This is a genomic window from Dietzia kunjamensis, from assembly GCF_045689975.1.
Classification (GTDB): Bacteria; Actinomycetota; Actinomycetes; order Mycobacteriales; family Mycobacteriaceae; genus Dietzia; species Dietzia kunjamensis.
The window spans coordinates 1569769-1589980 of the sequence record NZ_CP143297.1; the positions used below are offsets into that span (position 1 = coordinate 1569769).

Annotated in this window: 19 protein-coding genes and 1 tRNA gene; 14 read left to right on the plus strand and 6 right to left on the minus strand. The window is 71.7% G+C overall.

What is annotated here, in order from left to right:
• Window positions 1-126 precede the first annotated feature (126 nt).
• Both VZF99_RS07325 and VZF99_RS07330 read left to right on the plus strand, forming a co-directional pair.
• Entirely contained in the window at window positions 127-1128 is a 1002-nt protein-coding gene (locus VZF99_RS07325) for a hypothetical protein (protein ID WP_253003593.1), read from the plus strand.
• 49 nt (window positions 1129-1177) lie between these two features.
• The gene (locus tag VZF99_RS07330) at window positions 1178-2245 is read left to right on the plus strand and encodes a quinone-dependent dihydroorotate dehydrogenase (protein WP_120283233.1); all 1068 of its coding nucleotides are present in this window, start codon (window positions 1178-1180) and stop codon (window positions 2243-2245) included.
• A 13-nt stretch (window positions 2246-2258) separates the two neighbouring features.
• Here VZF99_RS07330 and VZF99_RS07335 read toward each other — a convergent pair whose 3' ends face one another.
• Window positions 2259-2801: a YbhB/YbcL family Raf kinase inhibitor-like protein gene (locus tag VZF99_RS07335; RefSeq protein WP_067714407.1), complete on the minus strand. Its 543-nt coding sequence runs from the start codon at window positions 2799-2801 to the stop codon at window positions 2259-2261.
• Between the two features lie 201 nt (window positions 2802-3002).
• Here VZF99_RS07335 and VZF99_RS07340 point away from each other — a divergent pair.
• The 6 genes from VZF99_RS07340 to VZF99_RS07365 all read left to right on the plus strand — a co-directional run bounded on the left by VZF99_RS07340 (window position 3003) and on the right by VZF99_RS07365 (window position 7261).
• Window positions 3003-3088, plus strand: a tRNA-Leu gene (locus VZF99_RS07340).
• A gap of 90 nt (window positions 3089-3178) precedes the next feature.
• Window positions 3179-3547 carry a TfoX/Sxy family protein gene (locus VZF99_RS07345; RefSeq protein ID WP_185950528.1) on the plus strand — a complete coding sequence of 123 codons (369 nt, stop codon included), beginning with the start codon at window positions 3179-3181 and terminating at the stop codon, window positions 3545-3547.
• Window positions 3544-4197: a hypothetical protein gene (locus VZF99_RS07350; RefSeq protein WP_407335993.1), complete on the plus strand. Its 654-nt coding sequence runs from the start codon at window positions 3544-3546 to the stop codon at window positions 4195-4197. Before VZF99_RS07345 ends, VZF99_RS07350 begins: the two co-directional genes overlap by 4 nt.
• Before the next feature lie 33 nt (window positions 4198-4230).
• On the plus strand, window positions 4231-5724 hold the full coding sequence (locus VZF99_RS07355; RefSeq protein ID WP_407335994.1) for an SDR family NAD(P)-dependent oxidoreductase: 1494 nt from the start codon (window positions 4231-4233) through the stop codon (window positions 5722-5724).
• Window positions 5718-6245: a DUF664 domain-containing protein gene (locus VZF99_RS07360; protein ID WP_185950526.1), complete on the plus strand. Its 528-nt coding sequence runs from the start codon at window positions 5718-5720 to the stop codon at window positions 6243-6245. The genes VZF99_RS07355 and VZF99_RS07360 overlap by 7 nt, the downstream gene beginning before the upstream one ends.
• The gene (locus VZF99_RS07365) at window positions 6242-7261 is read left to right on the plus strand and encodes a nucleoside hydrolase (RefSeq protein ID WP_185950525.1); all 1020 of its coding nucleotides are present in this window, start codon (window positions 6242-6244) and stop codon (window positions 7259-7261) included. The genes VZF99_RS07360 and VZF99_RS07365 overlap by 4 nt, the downstream gene beginning before the upstream one ends.
• Here VZF99_RS07365 and VZF99_RS07370 read toward each other — a convergent pair.
• Window positions 7258-8304, minus strand: coding sequence for an NAD(P)/FAD-dependent oxidoreductase (locus VZF99_RS07370; protein ID WP_407335995.1), 1047 nt, complete (start codon window positions 8302-8304; stop codon window positions 7258-7260). The genes VZF99_RS07365 and VZF99_RS07370 overlap by 4 nt on opposite strands.
• A gap of 208 nt (window positions 8305-8512) precedes the next feature.
• On the opposite strand from VZF99_RS07370, the gene VZF99_RS07375 reads away from it, so the two are divergent.
• The 5 genes from VZF99_RS07375 (at window position 8513) to VZF99_RS07395 (ending at window position 13212) form a co-directional block, all read left to right on the plus strand.
• Window positions 8513-9937: an acyltransferase gene (locus VZF99_RS07375; RefSeq protein WP_163375773.1), complete on the plus strand. Its 1425-nt coding sequence runs from the start codon at window positions 8513-8515 to the stop codon at window positions 9935-9937.
• A 74-nt stretch (window positions 9938-10011) separates the two neighbouring features.
• Window positions 10012-10209 (plus strand): hypothetical protein, encoded by a 198-nt coding sequence (locus VZF99_RS07380; RefSeq protein WP_067714393.1) that lies wholly within the window; start codon window positions 10012-10014, stop codon window positions 10207-10209.
• 352 nt (window positions 10210-10561) lie between these two features.
• A complete protein-coding gene (locus tag VZF99_RS07385) occupies window positions 10562-10927 on the plus strand; it encodes a YciI family protein (protein WP_268092082.1) in 366 nt (121 codons plus the stop codon).
• Window positions 10928-11033: 106 nt separating this feature from the next.
• On the plus strand, window positions 11034-12275 hold the full coding sequence (locus VZF99_RS07390) for an RNA polymerase sigma factor (protein WP_407336094.1): 1242 nt from the start codon (window positions 11034-11036) through the stop codon (window positions 12273-12275).
• A 145-nt stretch (window positions 12276-12420) separates the two neighbouring features.
• The gene (locus VZF99_RS07395; RefSeq protein ID WP_069390477.1) at window positions 12421-13212 is read left to right on the plus strand and encodes a class I SAM-dependent methyltransferase; all 792 of its coding nucleotides are present in this window, start codon (window positions 12421-12423) and stop codon (window positions 13210-13212) included.
• Window positions 13213-13380: 168 nt separating this feature from the next.
• On the opposite strand, the gene meaB is transcribed toward VZF99_RS07395, so the two are convergent.
• The 3 genes from meaB to VZF99_RS07410 all read right to left on the minus strand — a co-directional run bounded on the left by meaB (window position 13381) and on the right by VZF99_RS07410 (window position 18627).
• The gene (gene meaB, locus VZF99_RS07400) at window positions 13381-14388 is read right to left on the minus strand and encodes a methylmalonyl Co-A mutase-associated GTPase MeaB (RefSeq protein WP_407335996.1); all 1008 of its coding nucleotides are present in this window, start codon (window positions 14386-14388) and stop codon (window positions 13381-13383) included.
• A gap of 92 nt (window positions 14389-14480) precedes the next feature.
• Window positions 14481-16787 (minus strand): methylmalonyl-CoA mutase, encoded by a 2307-nt coding sequence (scpA, locus tag VZF99_RS07405; RefSeq protein WP_096905466.1) that lies wholly within the window; start codon window positions 16785-16787, stop codon window positions 14481-14483.
• A 1-nt stretch (window position 16788) separates the two neighbouring features.
• A complete protein-coding gene (locus VZF99_RS07410; RefSeq protein WP_407336095.1) occupies window positions 16789-18627 on the minus strand; it encodes a methylmalonyl-CoA mutase family protein in 1839 nt (612 codons plus the stop codon).
• Between the two features lie 138 nt (window positions 18628-18765).
• Here VZF99_RS07410 and VZF99_RS07415 point away from each other — a divergent pair, with 138 nt between their 5' ends.
• Window positions 18766-19401 (plus strand): TVP38/TMEM64 family protein, encoded by a 636-nt coding sequence (locus tag VZF99_RS07415; protein ID WP_407335997.1) that lies wholly within the window; start codon window positions 18766-18768, stop codon window positions 19399-19401.
• On the opposite strand, the gene VZF99_RS07420 is transcribed toward VZF99_RS07415, so the two are convergent.
• A complete protein-coding gene (locus VZF99_RS07420; protein ID WP_325768049.1) occupies window positions 19385-20197 on the minus strand; it encodes a DUF3097 domain-containing protein in 813 nt (270 codons plus the stop codon). The two genes, VZF99_RS07415 and VZF99_RS07420, sit on opposite strands and share 17 nt — an antisense overlap.
• Between the last annotated feature and the right edge of the window lie 15 nt (window positions 20198-20212).

Genomic DNA, 20212 nt, shown 5'->3' on the forward strand with positions numbered 1-20212 from the left:
ATCGCGTCACCGCACGCAGCGAGAGTAGTCGCCCGGACCTGGACGGTGCCCGAGCACCCGCGTGGTGGACAATGGCGGGCAGTCGAAAGGAACACCGTGCACCGACGTGTCCTCCACCGTTCCGGCGTGCCCGCCGCCCTCCTCGCCCTGGGGGTCGCACTGACCGCCTGCTCCTCGCCCACCGCGGAGCTCGAGGAGCAGAACAGAATCGCCCAGGGCAACGCCTCCCCCGCGGAGTCGCCGCAGGTCTCCGACCCCGCCGGGGGTGACGTGATCCCGGTTCCCGGCTCGGTCCGCTCCCTCGTCGCGGTGGGTGACCGGGTCGTCGCCCGGGTCGACGACCCGCCGTCGCTGGAGATCGGTCGAATCGACGGCACCCGCTGGGTGGAGGAGGACTCCGTGCCGCTGCCCCCGGGTGCCGGCGATGCCTCGGCCGCGGACGACGGCACGGTGGTCGTCCCCCACTCCGACGGCGTCGTCCTGGTATCGGCCACCGGGCAGGTCCGTGAGATCACCGGGCTGGGCCCGGTCACCGCGGCCGCGCTGACCACGGACGGTCGACTACTGACCGGCACCCCGGAGGGCGAGATCGTCGTGCGCGACGCCGACGGTGCCGAGCAGCGTCGCATCGGCGGGCTGACCGCCGTGGACCGGATCAGCGTCGCCCGGGACGGCTCGGTGACGGCCCTGAGCCGCCCCGACACCGTCATCGCCAGCATCGACCTCGAATCGGACAACGCCGGGCCGCTCCTGCGTGCCGGCAAGGGGGCGGGTCAGCTCGACGAGTTCGGCGAGCGTTCCGTGGTGGCCAGCGACACGGTCGGCGGGACCCTGCTGGTGTACTCGACCTCGCCCGTCCGGCTGCATCAGCAGTTCCCCGTCGCCGCGGCCCCGTGGGCGGTCGCGGAGGACACGTCACGGGGACTCGTCTGGGTCACCTCCACGGGGACGAACACCGTCCAGGCGTACGATCTCGGCGACGGCGTCGGTATCCAGCGCGCGGACATCCCGACGGTGCGCCAGCCCGACTCGCTGGCGGTCACCGACTCGGGGACGGTGGTGGTCGGTTCCGCGGACGGGGCGGGCCTGCACCTCATCCGACCGACCCTCACCGAGCCGGCGAGCTGATCGCCCAGAAGACCCACGTCCCGCCCGGGGACGTTCACCGAGGAGGACCGTGTACGCACTGCTCAAGAAGGTGCTGTTCCGCTTTCCCGCGGAGCGGATCCACCACCTGGTGTTCGGCCTGCTCAAGCTCCTGACCCTGGTGCCCCCGCTCGGTGCCGTGGCTCGCCGGATCCTGGGTGTGCGGGACCCCGTGCTCGCCCAGGAGGTGCTCGGTCGTACCTTCCCCGGCCCGCTCGGGTTGGCGGCCGGGTTCGACAAGAACGCCGCCGCCGTGGACTCGTGGGGCGCGATCGGCTTCGGGTTCAGCGAGGTGGGCACCGTGACCGCCTCTCCCCAACCGGGCAATCCCACCCCACGCCTGTTCCGGCTCGTCGAGGACCGGGCGATCCTCAACCGGATGGGGTTCAACAACCACGGGGCCGGTAACGCGGCCAACAACCTCCGTCGGCGCCGCAGCAGTGACCCGGTGGGGATCAACATCGGCAAGACCAAGGTGGTCCCCGCGGAGGACGCGGTCCGCGACTACGTGGCCTCGGCGACGATGCTCACGGGTCTCGCCGACTACCTCGTCGTCAACGTCAGCTCCCCCAACACTCCCGGTCTACGGGATCTGCAGGCCGTCGAATCGCTCCGGCCCATCCTCGCGGCGGTGCGGGACGTGGCCACGATCCCCGTCCTGGTGAAGATCGCGCCCGACCTGGACGACGCGGACATCGACGCGGTGACGGACCTCGTGCTGGAACTGGGGCTGGCGGGCATCGTCGCCACCAACACCACCATTTCGCGTGACGGACTGCGGACCCCCGCCGCGGCGGTCGAGGCACTGGGCGCCGGGGGCATCTCCGGCGCGCCGGTCGCCGCCCGGTCGCGGGAGGTCCTCTCGCGGATCCACGGACGCGCAGGCGGCCGCATCGTCATCATCTCCGTCGGTGGCATCGAGACGCCCGAGGACGTCTGGGACCGCATCACCCACGGCGCGAACCTCGTCCAGACCTACACCGGGTTCATCTTCACCGGACCCACGCTCCTGCGCGGCACCAACCGGTTGGTGGCTAAGCGCCTCCGCCAGGGCGGGTTCGGGTCCCTGGCGGAGGCCGTCGGCTCGGAGGTGCGCTGAGCGCTACTGAGCGCTACTGCTCGAAGATCCCCGTCACCGTGCCGCGGGCCAGGCCCTGGCCGAACAGGTTGAACCCGACGAACGCGCACGAGGCGTCGTCACCGAGCTCGATCTCGTCGCCCACCGCGTGGACGGCGAGGATGTAGCGGTGCGGCCCGTGGCCCGCCGGCGGGGCCGCGCCGACGAAGCCCTTGAAGCCGGCGTCGTTGCGGACCACGACCGCGCCCTCGGGGAGGCCCGAGGTGTCGTCGCCCGTGCACGCGCCCTCGGGCAGTGAGGTCACCTCTGCCGGGATGTTGGCCACCGACCAGTGCCAGAAGCCCGACGCGGTGGGGGCGTCCGGGTCGAAGACGGTGACCACGTAGGTCCTCGTACCCTCCGGACCCGCGCTCCAGCTCACCTGTGGCGACCTGTCCTCGCCGCCCTCGACACCCATCTTCCCGCCGAGCTGCGCGGCCGACAGGGTGGCACCCTCGGTGAACGACTCGCTCGTCACCTCGAGGGCCGGTAGATCCGGGAGTGCGGCGTAGGGGTCGGGCACACGGAAGTCGGTCATCGTCATCCTCCTGCGATCGTGGCGGTGTGGAGTGGTCCTCCATCCGGTCACGTCCCTGTCTACCAGCCCTGTCTACCAGCGATGACCCGGCGGTGGGAGCCGCGGCGGGACCCCGATTTGGTCCACGGTTCGGGCATCGGCTAATGTCATTCCTCGCACGACCAAGCCGGACACGAGCCGGTGGAGGTCACCAGTGTGCGAGCGCGAGTGGCGGAATGGCAGACGCGCTAGCTTGAGGTGCTAGTGTCCTATTAACGGACGTGGGGGTTCAAGTCCCCCCTCGCGCACACTGTGTCGAGACAGTAGAAGTGGCCCCGGATCCGTGAGGATCCGGGGCCCACTTGTTTCTGGGTGAGTTTTGCTGGGGAGGTCGCCCGATGGCCCGCACACCCCGCACACCGCCCCCCGCTCAGCAGCAGCTCATCGACCGCCTGCGCGAACTCCTCGTCGATGAGCCGGTGACCCGCGAGGTGTCGATGTTCGGCGGCCACTGCGTCATGGTGTCCGAGAAGATCGCGGTCAGCGCCGGACGGGACGGGTCACTGCTCGTGAGGGTCTCCCCCGACCGGCACGATGAGCTCATGGCCCTGCCCGGCGCGATCCGGGCCGAGATGGGCGCCGGGCGGGACATGGGGCCCGGGTGGATCACCGTGGAGCCGTCGTCGATCGCGACGGACGATCAGTTGGCCGGGTGGCTCGCGCCGGCCCTGGAGTACAACCGTTCGGTCACCGGCGGGACGCCGTGAGGGCGAGCGCCGGCCGACCGGGCGATGCGGCGGGACGGGCCCTGGCAGCTGCCGCCCGCGCCGCAGACCGGGGCCTGGACGCCCTGGGGCTGGCTCCGCCGCCGCTGGACCTGCCGTCGGAGGTCCGCGTCGATCTCGACGGGTTCTTCGCGGGCACGATCGACCCCACGCCGGTCGTGATCCGCCGCGGCCACGTTCCGGGAGTCCCACACCGGCGTGCGTTCGCGTTGCCGGGCCTGATCTATCTCGGCGCCGACCCCGGGATCGTGGTCATGACCGACCCCGGCCCCACGCGGCTACGGGCCACCCCGACCCTGGTGCACGAACTGACCCACATCTGGCAGGGCCGGTATCTCGGGCCCCGCTACGTGGTGCGGGCGCTGGGCGAGCAGCTCCGCCTGGGACGACGTGCCTACGACTGGCGGGCGGCATTCGCCCGCGGCGCCCACGACGCCCCCGCCGGCCAGGGCCCGGGCGTGCTGCCCGTGGAGGCCCACGCCCAGCTGGTGTCCGAGGCGTACGCCGCGGGCCACGGCTTCGCCCCCACCGCCGTCCTCTCCGGGCGGGACCATCACCTGCGGGCGGTGGAGCACGTGCTCACCGGGTTGCGTGCCGGCGACGTGTCCACCCTGCGGGGGCGGACGGTTTAGGGGCTGACCACCTCGTCGTCGTACCGTATCGGGGTGACCGGCATCGACCCAGACAGTTTCGATCCAGGCGGTATCGACCCGAGCGGTATCGACCCGGGCGACCTCGAGATCTGCCTGCGCGTCCTCGACCAGGCCGCCGCGCTCGGCGAGGACCACCCCGACTCCATCCGGGTGCAGCGGTCGGTCGGCCACATGTTCAAGCTCCTCAAGAAGACGCGCCGCGCCGAGGTGCGTCGCGCTCGCCAGGAGGCGGACAAGGCCGTCATCGAGGCCACCGCGACCGGCTCACCCACCCGCATCGACGACGAGACCGCCGGCATCCGCCTGGTCTCCACCACCCCGGGCGCCGTCGCCGGCCACCTCCAGCGCGCGATGGCGTGCTACGTCTGCAAGCAGCGCTTCACCCAGGTCGACGCCTTCTACCACCAGCTGTGCCCGAGGTGCGCCGCGCTCAACCGGGCCCGGCGGGATCCCGAGATGGACCTGACCGGCCGGCGGGCCCTGCTCACCGGCGGCCGCGCGAAGATCGGCATGTACATCGCCCTGATGCTGCTGCGCGCCGGCGCCGACGTCACCATCACCACCCGCTTCCCCCGCGACGCCGCCCGCCGGTTCGCCTCGATGGACGACCACTCCGAGTGGGCCGACCGCGTGCACGTGATCGGCGTCGACCTGCGCGACCCCGCCCAGGTCGTGGCGCTGGCCGACGAGGTCGCCGCCGGCGGCCCGCTGGACATCCTCATCAACAACGCCGCACAGACCGTGCGCCGCTCCCCCGGGTCGTACTCCGGGCTCGTCGAGGGCGAGTCGGCCGCCCTCACCGGCCGCGCCGCCGACATCCCCGTGGTCACCATGGGCCGCACCTCCGAGCTGCACCCGGCCGCGCTCATGGGCGGCGAGTCCGCGCTGATCGGGTCCGAGGAGGCCGAGCGCGAGGCCGACCACATCGCGACCCTGGCGCTGCAGGCCGGCTCGTCCTCGCTGGAGCGGATGGCCGCCGGGACCGCCATCGACGCCGGCGGGCTGCTGCCGGACGTGGTGGACCACAACAGCTGGGTGGCCACGGTCGAGCAGGTCGAGCCGATGGAGATGCTCGAGGTGCAGCTCGCCAACTCGGTGGCGCCGTTCATCCTCGTCTCCCGCCTGCGCCCCGCCATGGCGGCCTCGAAGGCGCGCCGCAAGTACGTCGTCAACGTCTCCGCCATGGAGGGACAGTTCTCGCGGCGCTACAAGGGCGCCGGCCACCCGCACACCAACATGGCCAAGGCGGGCCTGAACATGCTCACCCGCACCTCCGCCGAGGAGATGTTCACCGAACACGGCATCCTCATGACCGCCGTGGACACCGGCTGGATCACCGACGAGCGCCCGCACACCACCAAGGTCCGGCTGCACGAGGAGGGCTTCCACGCGCCCCTGGACCTCGTCGACGGCGCCGCCCGCGTGGTGGACCCGATCGTCCGCGGCGAGGCCGGCGAGGACCTCTACGGCTGCTTCCTCAAGGACTTCGAGCCCAGCCCGTGGTGAACGTCGACCCCGCCGTGATCGTCGACGCCGCCCGCCGGATCCTCGCCGACGAGCTGCTGCCCACGATCCGCGCCGCGGTGGCCGATCTCGGCGGCGACGGGCCCGACACGCTGGTGCACTCGCGGCCCACCGACGAGGGGTCCGAGTGGCCCACCAACTCCGCCGCCGCGCTCGTCCACCACCTGTGCGGGGTGCTCGCCTCCTGGGGTGCGGCCTGCCTGGGTGGTGAGGACATCGTCCGGGATCGTGACGCCGAGTTCGCCTTCACCGGACCGGTGGGGCCGGAGCTCGACCGGCTGGGCGCGCTCATCGCACGGCTGCCCGAGTGGGTTGCCGCGGCGGCCGAGCGCGGCGAGCTTGCCACTCCCGCCGGGACCACGGTCGACGTCGACGCCGCGCGCCGGGCGGGGACCTTCACCCCGGAGTGGGTTGTGGGCCACATCCTGCACGAGGTCGCCGCCCACACCGGCCAGCTGCAGGTGACCCGCGACGTCCTGCTGTCCCGGGGCCGCTCGCGGTGAGCCGCACCCCGGTGCTGCTCGACTGCGACCCGGGCATCGACGACGCCCTGGCGATCGCCTACCTGGTGGCCGAGCACCGTGCCGGGCGGACCGACCTGACCGGCGTGGTGTGCACGGCCGGCAACGTCGGGTCGGAGGACACGGTCGCCAACGCGTGTGCGTGGCTGGACCTCGCGGGCGCGCCGGGGCTCCCGGTGGCCGCCGGCGCGCCCGGCCCGATCGCCGTGCCCCACGTGCTCACCCCCGAGACGCACGGCCCCCGCGGGGCCGGGTACGCCGAACTGACGACGACGAGGGCGACGACGACGAGGTCGGTCGATCCGCGCGACGGTGCGCGACTCTGGGTGGACGCGGCGCGCGCACATCCCGGTGAGCTGGTGGGGATCGTGACCGGCCCCTCGTCCACGCTGGCCCATGCCCTGGCGTTGGACCCCGCACTCCCCCGGTTGCTGGGCGGGCTGGTGGTGATGGGCGGGACGTTCCGTGGGCATCCGGGCAACACCACGCCGGTCAGCGAATGGAACGTCGACGTGGACCCCGAGGCCGCCGACCGCGTGTGCCGGGCGTGGGAGGACGCGCGCACCGCCGATCCCGCGGTGCCGACCCCGCTGTGGTGCGGGTTGAACCTCACCGAACGCGCGGTATGGACCCCCGAGCGGTCGGAGTGGCTGCTCGAGGCCACGGATTCCCCGCTGGCGCGGCGGCTGACCGAGGCCCTGCGGTTCTACTTCGAGTTCCACGACTCCGTCGGGGAGGGATACCTGGCGCAGGTCCACGACCCGTTCGTCGCGTGGATGGCCCTGCACCCGGAGGCGGTGATGGCCGCGCCGGCGAACGTACGGGTCGAGTGCTCGGGCGAGCACACTCGCGGCATGACGGTGGCGGACGTCCGCGGGCACCGGCGCCGGGTGGACAACGCCCGCATCGCGACCGACGTGCTGGTGCCGGGTGGGCCGGACGCGGTCCTGGACGAGATCTGCGCGGCGATCGTCTCGGTGGCGGGCCGGCCCGGCTAGTTGTCCGGCCGCGTGAAGTTCCGGGTCGGCGGTGCCGGGTCGGGAACGCACTCGGCGGTGGCGTGCCCGCGCAGCGAGGTCGCGCACGCCACGCCGGCCGCGGCGCCGGTGCCCACGGCGATCGGCACGAGCTGCAGGCCGGTCACGATGTCGCCGGCGGCGTACACGCCGTCGACGCTGGTCAGCTGCATCGCGTTGACGGTGAGACCGCCCTCGTCGTCCAGCTCGCAGCCCAGGGACGTCGCGAGCTCGTTCGTCGGGTGGTGCGCGTAGGAGAAGAACACCTTCGACCCCGCGATCACCCTCCCGTCCGCGAGCCGGACCCCCTCCAGCTGGCCGGGGTCGCCGACGAGCTCCCGGGCGACCCCGTCGACCACCTCGATGTCGTGCTCGGCGCAGGCGGCCCGCTGGTCGTCGTCGAAGGCCGGGTCGGAGTCGCTCTCGGTGACGATGACCACCTCCGACGCCCAGTCCAGCAATTCGGACGCGTAGGCGGGCACATGCGCGCCCACGCCGAGCACGATGATCCGCCGGCCGGCGGCGGTGAGGCCGTCGCAGGCGGGACAGTGGTGCACGTCGACCCCGTAGTGGTCGTCGATCCCCGCGAGGTCGGGTAGCCGGTCGCGCACGCCGGTGGCGAGGATGATCCGCCTGGCGGTGACCGTGACGGGGTTCTCGTCACCACCATCCGTTGTGGCGCCGGGTGCGATCCGGGCGACGAACCGGTCGTCGGATTCCCTGACCAGGTCGGTGACGACTCCACCGAGTCGTCGGACGGTCGGGTACTCGCGAAGACCCTCGTCGACGTCGGCGTAGAACTCGGCGGGTGTGGTGGGGCCGGTGCCGAGCATGCCGTGGATCCGCTGCGCCGCGAGATTGCGCTGGCACCCGGCGTCGACGAGCAGGGTGGAGCGCTGATACCGGCCGACCCAGGTGGCGGCCGACAGGCCCGCCGGGCCCCCGCCGATCACCAGGACGTCCACGGCCTCCGGCGGGTGGTCGTCCACGGCGTCGGACCCGGGGTCGGTGGGGGCGTCGGTCATGGCTCTCCGATCGGGAAACGGGTGATGCCACCCTACGAAAACCGGTGCCGACCGACCACCGGCCCGCCCCCGGAGTGATCGGACACGGAGGCGCGGGCGGTCGATGGACGGAACTAGAACCGGTGTTAGGCTCCTCCGGATGTTCCGGGCGGCCTCTGGGCCCTCCCGGGCACCGCCGTCATCCCACCTCACCGCCCCGGGAGAGTCCATGAGGTCTGTCGCCACCGCCCTGATCGTCGTCGCGGGCGGGGCGGTCGTCGCCGGGGTCTCCGCACGTCGCGCAGCGGTGGCCTCCGGCGAGGCCGAGCCTGCGGTGGCCACCGTCCGGAACGCCGTGGCCACCGCGCGGGAGACCGTGCGTAGGCGGATCCGGCAACGCGCCGAGGTGACCGTACCGGCGGCAGGCCCCGGTGCGGCGTCCTCCGAGGGTGCGGGCCACGCGACGGCCACCCGTTCGGGATACCCGGCGGGCAGGGACGCGACTTCGGCCGGCTCGGCGCCACGCCGACTCGCCGGGGCCCGGGGATTCGTCCCCGCCCTCGAGGGGATCCGTGGCCTCGCGGCCGTCGGGGTGCTGACCACCCACGTCGCCTTCGTCACCCGCGCGTCCACCGGGTCACCCGTCAAACGGCTGTTCGGGCGACTCGACCTGGCGGTCGCCGTCTTCTTCGCCAAATCCGGGTTCCTGCTGTGGCGAGCCCACGCCGCCCACGCGCGCAGGGACGAGCCGGGAACCGCCCGGCCGACCCGCGAGTACCTCCGCTCGCGTCTCGTGCGGATCCTGCCGTCGTACGCGGTGCTGGTCGCCGCCGCGATGCTGCTGCTCGAGCAGAACCACGTCAACGGCCCGGATTCCTGGATCGCCAACCTGACCCTCACGCAGATCTACACGTCGAACTTCCTCGTCGCCGGGCTGACGCACGCGTGGTCGCTGGCCGTGGAGATGGCGTACTACCTCGCCTTCCCGCTGCTGTGGACCGCGATGAAGGACCTGCGCGGCGACTCCGCCCGGTGGCGTATCCCGGCGATCGCCGCGTTCGGTGCCTCGGGTCTCGTGTTCCCGATGCTCCCGTGGCACGCCCTCGGCATCCTGCCGGCCGACGTCAACGTCCAGATCCTCCCGCCGTCGTTCGCCGCCTGGTTCGCCGCGGGGATGCTGCTGGCCGAGGTCGTCACCGCGCCCCCCGGCACGCTCGCCCGGATGTGTCGCGATCGACTCGCGAGGTGGGGGTGGTGGCTCGCCGGCGGCGCTGCCCTGGTCGCCACCACCGTTCCCGGATGGTTCTCCGAGGGATTCGTCCACCCGGGCCCCGTCGAGTTCGCGGCCCGGACCGGTCTGGCGGGCACGATGGCGTTCCTCGTCCTGGCCCCGGTGGTCCTCGCCCCGGAGGGCACGCGGTTCCCGGTCCTGGAGTCCGCGCCGTTGCAGAAGGTCGGCACCTGGTCGTACGGAATCTTCCTGTGGCATCAGCTCGTCCTGCACGCCGCGTTCCCCCTCACCCGCACGCGGCTATGGGACCAGCGAATGGGGGTCATCTGGCCCGTCACCGTGGCCGGCTCGCTGGCCGCGGGCGCAGCGAGCCACCGGTTCATCGAGGAACCGGCACGAAAGCTGCTCTCCCCGCACGCCTGAATTCGGCGCCGTGCTCTCGTAGGGTGAGCGCACAAGCGCGGACACGCGCACGCTCACGACGAAGGAGAACAGCTATGGGTTACATCGGCGGCGGAGTGGTCCTCGTGGTGCTCGGCGCGATACTCATGTACGCGGTCGAGATCAGCATTCCGGGTATCGACTCGAACACCCTCGCGGTGATCCTGATGGTGGCCGGTGTGGTGCTCTTCGTGATCGGTCTGCTGTTCGCGATGCGCTCGCGGAGCCGTCGGGTGCCGGACGAACGGTACTGAACCGGAGCGTCGGCGGGCTCGGAGTCGGCATCTGTCGTCTCCCCCCGTCGTCTCCTGTCTGACTCGGTTCGCGTGTGCGTCATTCACAGACGAGCTGTCGCGTGTCGGTGAGCATGCCGGCGTGTGCATCCGACACTGAAGCCTGTGAGCCTCGTGTGCCCGTGAGAGTGTAGTCGCGCGGCCTCTGGGACAGCCGCGGGCGACATCTCCTGCGCGGATGCCCCGGGAGCGGAATCCGCGAGCGCAGAGATTCATTCTGCGGACCTGTCGATCTTCGGGCGCCCGTTCGTCATGAAGGTGTCGGCGCACTTCACCGCGGCCGGCATCCACCAGTCACAGTCAGGAGATCGACATGAAGTACGTGCTTCTACTCTTCGGCAACATCGACGACGTCCGGTGCGGGGAGGCCGGGCCGGAGGGTGCCGTCGAGGGGCCCGGACCGGAGGAGTTCATGGCGTTCGATGCCGAACTCGAGGCCGCGGGGGTCCTCGCCGGCGGTTTCGCCCTGCACGACCCGGAGACCGCGGTCAGTCTCGCGGCCCCCGCCGGTGGCGGCGACCCTGTCATCACCTCGGGTCCGTTCGCGGAGAGCCGCGAGTTCGTCGGGGGCACGATCATCATCGACGTGCCCGACATCGACGCGGCGCTCGCGTGGGCGCGGCGATGCCCGGGAGTGCATGGTGGCCGGGTCGAGGTCCGGGCCATCGCAGAGTACTGACGGACGCCGGGCACCGGTGACCGAGGGACCAGGAGACGCCGTGGGCACCGAGCGCGGGGCGCCCGGTGACCGCCGACCCGGGGAGTGCGAGAGCGCGGCCCCTGGTCTGGCGGTTCGCGGCGTACTCGGCGCGCTGCTCCGGGAGGACCGCTCGCGACTGCTCGCGGCTCTCGTGGCGCGGTTCGGCGACCTCGACCTCGCGGAGGACGCGACGCAGGACGCCTTCGCGGCCGCGCTGGAGAAGTGGCCGGTCACCGGTGTGCCGGACAAGCCCCTGGCCTGGCTCATGACCACCGCGGCGCGGAAGGCGATCGACCGACTCCGGCGACAGAGGGCTTTGACGGAGCGGTTGGCCCGGCTGCACGTCGAGCAGGAACACCGGGTGGCCCGTGCGGTGGAGGTCTCGCCCGCGGATCCGGACGAGATTCCGGATGAGCGTCTCGAGCTGTTCTTCGCCTGCTGCCACCCCACCCTGAGGGTCGAGGAGCAGGTCGTGCTCACGCTCCGGTACCTGGCGGGGCTGACCACCGCCGAGATCGCCCAGGCGTTCCTGGTGCCGGTGCCCACGATGCAGCAGCGGCTGGTCAGGGCGAAGAAGCGGATGCGGGTCACCCGGATCCCGGTGCGGGTACCCGGGAGCGCGGAGCTTCCCGATCGGCTCTCGTCCGTCCTGGCGGCGATCTATCTGGTCTTCTCCGAGGGGTACGCCGCCACGGAGGGGGCGAACCACCTGAGGAGGGATCTGACGCAGGAGGCGATCCGGCTGGCCCGGATCGTCCATCGTCTGATTCCCACGCAGTCCGAGGTCACCGGGTTGCTGGCGTTGATGGTGCTGATCGAGGCCCGGGCGTCCGCACGGACCGGTCGCGACGGGATGCCTGTTCCCCTGCCGGACCAGGACCGCCGCACGTGGGACCGTCTTCTGCTCGAGGAAGGCCTGTCGCTCGCACAGCAGGCTGCCGCGGGCGGCCCGGGCCCGTACTCCGTTCAAGCCGCCATCGCCGCCGTGCACGCCGAGGCCCCTGACTTCGCGTCGACGGACTGGCGGCAGATCGTGGCCCTCTACGATGTGCTCGTGATCCTCGCTCCCGGCCCGGTGGTCCGGATGGCGCGGGCGGTGGCCATCGGGCGACGAGACGGGCCGGAGGCGGGGATCGCCCACCTGGACGAATTGTCCGCGGACAACCCGGCGCTCGCCGAGCACCACCCGTTCCACGAGGCGCGGGCGGTCACCCTGGAGTTGCTCGGGCGTCCGGAGGAGGCGCGTCAGGCGTGGGCCCGTGCCCACGCGCTCAGCCGCAACGACGCCGAGCGTGACTACCTCCTGCAGCGCTGGTGGGACGCCTGAAGCTCGTGCGTCGCGTAGCTCGACTCGCCTTCCCCCCCCCCCCCCCCCCCCCCCCCCCCCCCCCCCCCCCGACCCAAGGGAGGTTAGGCTAACCTCACGCCGCGACCTCCAGGTGTCGGCGCCGTATCCCCGAGGAGGATCCCACATGACCGCCAGTCCGCTCCCCCAGCACGACCGGGACCCCGAGTCCGTCGCCGGGCACTGGCTCCTGGCGCGTATGGGCAAGAAGGTCCTTCGTCCGGGCGGTAAGGAACTGTCCGGCTGGCTCGTCTCGGCCACCACCGTGACGGGCAAACGCGTAGTGGAGTTCGCTCCCGGACTGGGGTTGACAGCGACACTGCTGCTCGACGAGAGCCCGGCCTCGTATGTGGGCGTGGACTCGGATGCCGACGCCGTCGCCGTCGCGCGCCACGCAATCGGAGGCCGGGGTGAACTGGTGGTGGCGACTGCCCAGGAAACCGGTCTGGAGACCGCGTCCGCCGACATCGTCGTGGGCGAGGCCATGCTCACCATGCAGGGCGACTCGGCCAAGCGGCAGATCGTGGCCGAGGCCAGCCGGGTGCTCGGGACGGACGGGCGGTACCTGGTCCACGAACTGTGCCTGGTCCCCGACACCCTGGACGACGAGATCAAGACGGGTATCCGCAAGGACCTCGCCCGTTCGATCCGAGTGAACGCGCGGCCACTGACCGTAGCGGAGTGGACCCACCTGTTCGACGAGGCCGGCTTCGAGGTCGAGAGCACCGAACTCCGCCCGATGGCGTTGCTCCAGCCCCGCCGTGTCCTCGCCGACGAGGGCATCGTCGGCGTGGCCCGGATCGTCCGAAACCTCCTCCGCGACGCGGACGCCCGCCGACGAGTTCTCGCCATGCGCAGGACCTTCGTCGCGCACGACCAGCACATGAGCGCGGTCGGGTTCGTACTGCGCAAACGCTGACCACGCCGCGGCACACGAAATCCGCTACTCTCCCTCCGGATCCGCTACCCGATTCCGAGTAGCAGATTGGCAGTGCGAGTAGCGGATTTGGTGTGGGCGGTCGGGGGCGGTCGGGGGCGGTGCGAAGCCTGCGCATTGCGCACTGCGCAAGACGGTGCCCGGCGGGGCTCAGGAGTCGAAGGCGTCGATGATGGCCTGCGCCGCGAGGGCCGCGGTCAGCGTGCCCTCGCGCACCTGCTGCTCCACCTCCGGGGCGATCTTCCGCACCTCCGGGTCGGCGGCCAGCCGGGCCATCAGCGTGTCGTGGACCATGGACCACGTCCAGTCCACCTGCTGACGCGCCCTCCGCGCCTCCACCTCACCGATCCCGTTCATCGTGTCCTGATGCGAGCGGACGGCGTCCCAGAAGCGGTCCAGTCCCTCGGCCTCCAGTCCCGACATGGTGAGGACGGGCACCTTCCACACCGCGTCGGCAGGACGCACCAACCGTAGGGCGGCCCCGAGTTCGCGGGCGGCCCGCGTGGCGTCCTTGACGTGCGGGCCGTCCGCTTTGTTCACCGCGACGATGTCCGCCAACTCGAGGACACCCTTCTTGATGCCCTGCAGCTGGTCGCCGGTGCGGGCGAGGGTGAGGAACGTGAAGCAGTCGACCATCCCGGCCACCGTCACCTCGGACTGGCCGACACCGACGGTCTCCACGAGGATCACATCGAACCCGGCGGCCTCGAGCAGGACCATCGTCTCCCGCGTGGCCTTGGCCACGCCCCCGAGCGTGCCGGACGTGGGCGAGGGCCGGATGTAGGCCCTCGGTTCCGTGGACAGGGTGGCCATGCGGGTCTTGTCGCCGAGGATCGAGCCGCCGGTGCGGGTGGACGACGGGTCGACGGCGAGGACCGCGACCTTGAGGCCCTGCTCCACCAGGTACAGGCCGAAGGACTCGATGAACGTCGACTTGCCGACCCCCGGCACCCCGGTGATGCCGATCCGCAGCGCCCCACCGGCGTGCGGCAGCGCGCCCAACAGGAGCTGTTGGGCCTTCTCCCGGTGCGCCGGGTTCGTGGACTCCAGCAGTGTGATCGCGCGGGCAAGGACCGGGCGGTGGTCCTCGAGCACGCCGGCGAGCAGTGCGTCGACATCGATCTCGCGCCGCGGACGTGGCCCGGTGGCCGAGGGCACCGGTCCACGCACCGAGCCGGTGCCGGCCGTGGTAGACAGACTGCCCGACAGGTTGCCCGAACCGGCCGGGTCGGGTCCGGAGCCGAGGCGGGTCAGGACGTCACCTCCGAGCCGGCCCCCTCACCCGAGGCGGCCGACGAGAGGTCGTGGCCGAGCTCGCCGGCGAGCGCGTCGAGCAGCCCGATGGCGGCCTCGGCGATCACGGTGCCCGGCGGGTAGATCGCGGCGGCCCCGGCATCGTAGAGCTCCTGGAAGTCACCCGGTGGGATGACGCCACCGACCGTGACCATGATGTCCTCGCGCCCCACCCCGGCGAGCGCCGAACGCAGTGCGGGTACCAGGGTGAGGTGACCCGCGGCCAGGGAGGACACGCCCACAACGTGCACGTCGGCGTCGGCGGCCTGCTGGGCCACCTCCTCCGGCGTCTGGAACAACGGGCCCATGTCGACGTCGAACCCGAGGTCGGCGAACGCGGTGCCCACGACCTTCTGACCGCGGTCGTGGCCGTCCTGTCCCATCTTGGCCAGCAGGATGCGGGGACGGCGCCCCTCCTGCTCGGCGAACGCGTCGGCCATCCGCATGGCCCGGGTGACGTTGTCCACGGCGCCCTCCTTGGTGACCTCCTGCCGGTATACACCGGACAGGGTCTTGATCTCCGCTTTGTGACGACCGTAGACCTTCTCCAGCGCGTCGGAGATCTCCCCGATGCTGGCGTACGCGCGGGCCGCGTCGATCGCGAGGGCGAGGAGGTTGTTGTCCATATCGCTGCTCGCCCCGCCGGAGGCGGCCTCGGTCAGGCGGGTGAGGGCTGCCTGGCAGGCGTCCTCGTCCCGTTCCGCCCGCAGCTTGTCCAGTTTCGCCAGCTGCTCGGTGCGGACCCGGGAGTTGTCGACCTTGAGGACGTCGATCTCCTGGTCCTCGGTCACAACGTACTTGTTCACGCCGATCACGGGCTGACGACCGGAGTCGATGCGCGCCTGGGTCCGGGCGGCGGCCTCCTCGATGCGGAGCTTGGGGATGCCCTCCCCGATCGCCTGGGCCATGCCGCCGGCCTCCTCGATCTCGAGGAGGTGCAGACGGGCCTTGTCGGCGAGCTGGGCGGTGAGCCACTCGATGTAGTACGAGCCGGCCCACGGGTCGATCGGCCGCGTGGTCCCGGACTCCTGCTGCAGGAGCAACTGCGTGTTGCGGGCGATCCGCGCGGAGAAATCGGTGGGCAGAGCCAGCGCCTCGTCGAGGGCGTTGGTGTGCAGCGACTGCGTGTGACCCTGGGTGGACGCCATGGCCTCGATGCAGGTCCGCGCGACGTTGTTGAAGACGTCCTGCGCGGTCAGGGACCACCCTGACGTCTGCGAGTGGGTCCGCAGCGACTTGGACTTGGCGTTCTTCGGCCCGAACTTCTCGACCAGCTCGCTCCACAGCAGACGCCCCGCGCGCAGCTTGGCGATCTCCATGGAGAAGTTCATGCCGATGGCCCAGAAGAACGACAGGCGGGGCGCGAACTTGTCGATGTCCAACCCGGCGTCCAGACCGGCGCGGAGGTACTCCACGCCGTCGGCCAGCGTGTACGCCAGCTCGAGATCGGCCGTCGCACCGGCCTCCTGGATGTGGTAACCGGAGATGGAGATCGAGTTGAAGCGCGGCATCATCTTCGACGTGTAGGCGAAGATGTCCGAGATGATCCGCATGGAGGGCTTGGGCGGATAGATGTAGGTGTTGCGGACCATGAACTCCTTGAGGATGTCGTTCTGGATGGTCCCCGCGAGCTGGTCCGGCGTCACCCCCTGCTCCTCGGCCGCCACCACGTAGAACGCGAGGATCGGCAGGACGGCGCCGTTCATCGTCATCGACACCGACACCGACGACAGGTCGATGCCGTCGAACAACTCGCGCATGTCCAGGATGGAGTCGATCGCCACCCCGGCCATGCCGACGTCGCCGGCGACCCGCGGGTGATCGGAGTCGTACCCACGGTGCGTGGCCAGGTCGAACGCGACCGACAGGCCCTTCTGGCCGGCTGCGAGGTTGCGCCGGTAGAAGGCGTTGGACTCGGCGGCCGTGGAGAACCCCGCGTACTGGCGGATGGTCCACGGCTGGTTGACGTACATCGACGGGTAGGGCCCGCGGAGGAAGGGTGCCGCACCCGGCACCGTGTCCAACGGGAAGGGGGTGACCTCCTCGCCGTCGTCGGTCGGGGCGGTGCCCGCCTCCACGGCGTCACGGTCGGCCTTGGTGTAGACGCGCTTGACGTCGATACCCTCCGGCGTCTCCCACGTCGGGTCCGCGTCGACGCCGGGACCCACCTCGTGGTCGGCCGTGGTCTCGACACCGTCCGGCAGGGGCGCCCCCTCGGAGGTCTCCCGCAACGGGGTGGTGCTGAAATCGGGGAAGGTCGTCATGTCACTGCACTCCCAGCTGGTCGAGGAGGGTGGTCAGGGCGGCGACGGCATCGATGCCGAGGGCCAGGTACCCGTCCGGGCGGTCGGTGGCGTCGGCGGGGAAGCCCTTCTCGGCGCCGGCGAGGTACACCGTCGACACCCCGGCGTCCCGGAGGGCGCGGACGGCGTCGGCGCCCTCGGTCGCGTAGCGCTTGTCCGCGCCGCAGAGCACGGCGATCCGCTCGCCCTCGTGCGCCCCGGCGTACTGCCCGGCCTCGGTGACGACCGGATTGCGTGCCTCGATGCCGCCGGCGGCGAGCAGGTTGGCCACGAACGTCACGCGGGGAGTCGTCTCGGCCTGGGGGCCGAGGCCCGCGATCAGGACGGTCGGGCGGGAGCCGGTGGCCTCCAGGTGCGCGTCGGACCGGTCCCGCAGGTCCTCGAACGCGCGGCCGTAGCGGTAGTCGTCGCCGCCACGGCGGGAGGCGTCGAGGGGCTGCTCGTCGAGATCGGGGAATTCGGACACACCGGTGATCGGAGCCGTGCGGTGGGCGATGTCGGCGTCGCGTGCCTCGCGTACGCGGGCGATGGCGTCGGCGACGGTCCCCGAGGAGATCGCGGCGGTCAGGCCGCCCTCCGCCTCGATCGTCTGCAACGCCGACCACGCGGCGTCGGCGAGCGCGTCGGTGAGCGACTCGACGTACCAGGAGCCACCGGCCGGGTCCACGACGTGGCCGAGGTGCGACTCCTCGAGCAGCAGGAGCTGGGTGTTGCGGGCGATACGCGCGGCGAAGGCTCGGGAGGTGCTCTCGAGGCCCCCCGGCACCGAGGCATCGAACGGGAGGACCGTCACCGAGGTGGCGCCGCCGACCCCGGCGCCGAACGCGGCGAGGGTGGTCCGGAGCATGTTCACCCACGGGTCCCGGCGCGACATCATCGCCATGGAGGTCACCGCGTGCTGCGGAGCGCCACCGGCCTCGGGAGCGCCGAGGAGTTCGGCGACGCGGGCCCACATGAGCCGTCCCGCGCGGAACTTGGCGATCGACGCGAACTGGTCATCGGTGGCGGCGAGCCGGAACGAGATCTGGCGCAGCGCGGCGGCGGCGGACAGTCCCGCCGACATCAGCGCCCGCACGTACTCCAGTCCGGCGGCCACGGCGTAGGCCAACTCCTGGGCGTCGCCGGCGCCGTCGGCGTGGAAGACCGTGCCGTCGGCGACGAAGGTCCGGATGGTCTCCTCGCGCTCGGTGACGCGCGTGGCCAGCTGCACCGCGGCGTCGAGCTCGATCGTGCCGGTCCCCGCGTAGGCGGCGGTCACGGGCGCGGCCCCCAGGTCGGCGACGACGGCGGCGCGGTCGACGACCCCGTCACCTGCGGTGCGGCGCTCGTCGAGGAGGGCGAGGAACGACTCGGCGACCTCGACCAGGCCGGCACCGGAATCGAAGGTGACCGGTGCCAGATCCAGGTAGACGTCCTTGAGGACCGCGCCCAGCTCGGCGGGCTCGGCGGACAGCCACAGTGTCGAGGCACCCTGGTTCAACAGGTCCAGGATCTCGGTGTTGACCTCCGAGGCCTCCCCCGTGACCTCGATGCGCGAGCTGACGTGCCAGCCGCTCTCGGGCAGCCCCGACCGGTCCCCGCCGCGGACGTACGGGAACTGCCCGGGCGCGGGGCGCTCGGCGATCTCGTCTTCCCGCGTGTACAGCGGGTTGATCTCGATGCCGTCGCGTGTGGTGGCGACCAGTGCGCGCCAGGCGTCCTCGGGCATGTCGGCGGGATCCTTGCGGGCGGCCTTCGCGAGGACGGCTCCCACAGAGGTGTACCAGGAGCGAAGGTCTGGGCCTGTGGTCGAACTGGTCACCGGTACCTCGTTCTCGTGTGGAGTGAAGGGGGTCACCCCCGGACTCTAGTCCAGCCCCACCGGGGCCGGAACACGCCCTCGCGGTGAGGGGGACCTGTGGGGGACGACGTCCGCACCACGGCGACTACAGTCGTCCCGGTGCGGAACCGGGTGTTGGCGTGGGTGGCGGCCGTCGCGCTGGTGGTCCTGGTCGCGACCCTCGTGCCGACCCCGGGGCTGGAGCAGTTCCGTGACTGGGCCACGCGACTGGGTCCGTGGTTCCCCTTTGCCTTCTTCGCCGCCTACGCGCTCGTCACGGTCTCGCCCATCCCCCGGTCGACCTTCACCTACACCGCCGCGGTCCTGTTCACCCCGGCCGTGGCCATCCCGTGGTCTCTCGTGGCCACCGGCATCGCGGCGACACTGGCGTTCGCCGGGGTCCGTCGCCTCGGTCACGACCGGACAGCCGCGCTGCGTGCGGATCCGCGGGTGGCCTCGATCGACGCACGACTGCGTCGGCGCGGGTGGCTCTCGGTGGGCAGTCTGCGGCTGGTACCCGCGGTGCCGTTCTCGGTGGTCAACTACGCCGCCGCGCTGACCTCGATCTCCTACCCGCAGTTCCTGCTGGCCACCCTCATCGGCAGTGCGCCCGGGACCGTCGCCGCGGTCCTCCTGGGGCATTCCCTGACCGAGGGTGACGGCACGGCCGCACTGTGGGCCACCGCTGGGTTCGCCCTGATCGGACTGGTGGGGATGGTCCTCGACGCCACGCTGCCGGTCAGGCCGGTTCGGTGACGAAGTCGACCAACCTCTCCACCGCTCCTAGCAACGCGGGTTCGATGTCCCGGTAGGTGCTCACGGAGGCGAGCACGTGGCGGAACCCGTCCGCGGGTTCGCCCCAGCCCAGCCGCCGGCAGATCCCCGTCTTCCAGTCCTCGCCGCGGGGGACCACCGGCCATTCGCGGATCCCCACGGCGGAGGGTTTGACCGCCTGCCAGATGTCCACGTACGGGTGGCCGGTCACGAGGACGTCCTGCCCCAGTCCGGCGACGATCCGCGATTCCTTGCTGCCCTCGACGAGGTGGTCCACCAACACGCCGAGTCTCGCCTGACGGGTGGGGCCGAACTCGGTGACCAGCGCGTGCAGATCGTCTATCCCGTGCAGCGGTTCGACCACCACGCCCTCGACCCGCAGATCGTGGCCCCAGATCTTCTCTACGAGCGCGGCGTCGTGGATGCCCTCGACCCAGATGCGCCCCGCGCGGGCCGTGCGGGCCCGCAGACCCTCGACCTTCCGCGACCCCGACGCGGTGACCGCGGGCCCCCGCCGCGCTGCCGGCGCCGGCTTCCGCAGGGTGACCGGGGAGCCGTCGATGAGGAACGCCGAGGGGGTCATCGCGAAGAGGCGCACCCGACCGCGCCGATCCTCGAGTTTGACGAACTCGCCGTCGTAGGACCGGTCGAAACCAACCACGGCGCCGCAGAACCCGGATTCGGCGTCCTCCACCACCAGGTCCCGTTCGGCGTCGACGACGGGGACCTCCGGGCGGCGGCGTCGCGCCGTGCCGGACAGGATGTCGGAGCCGTACATGTCTGCCATGGCCAG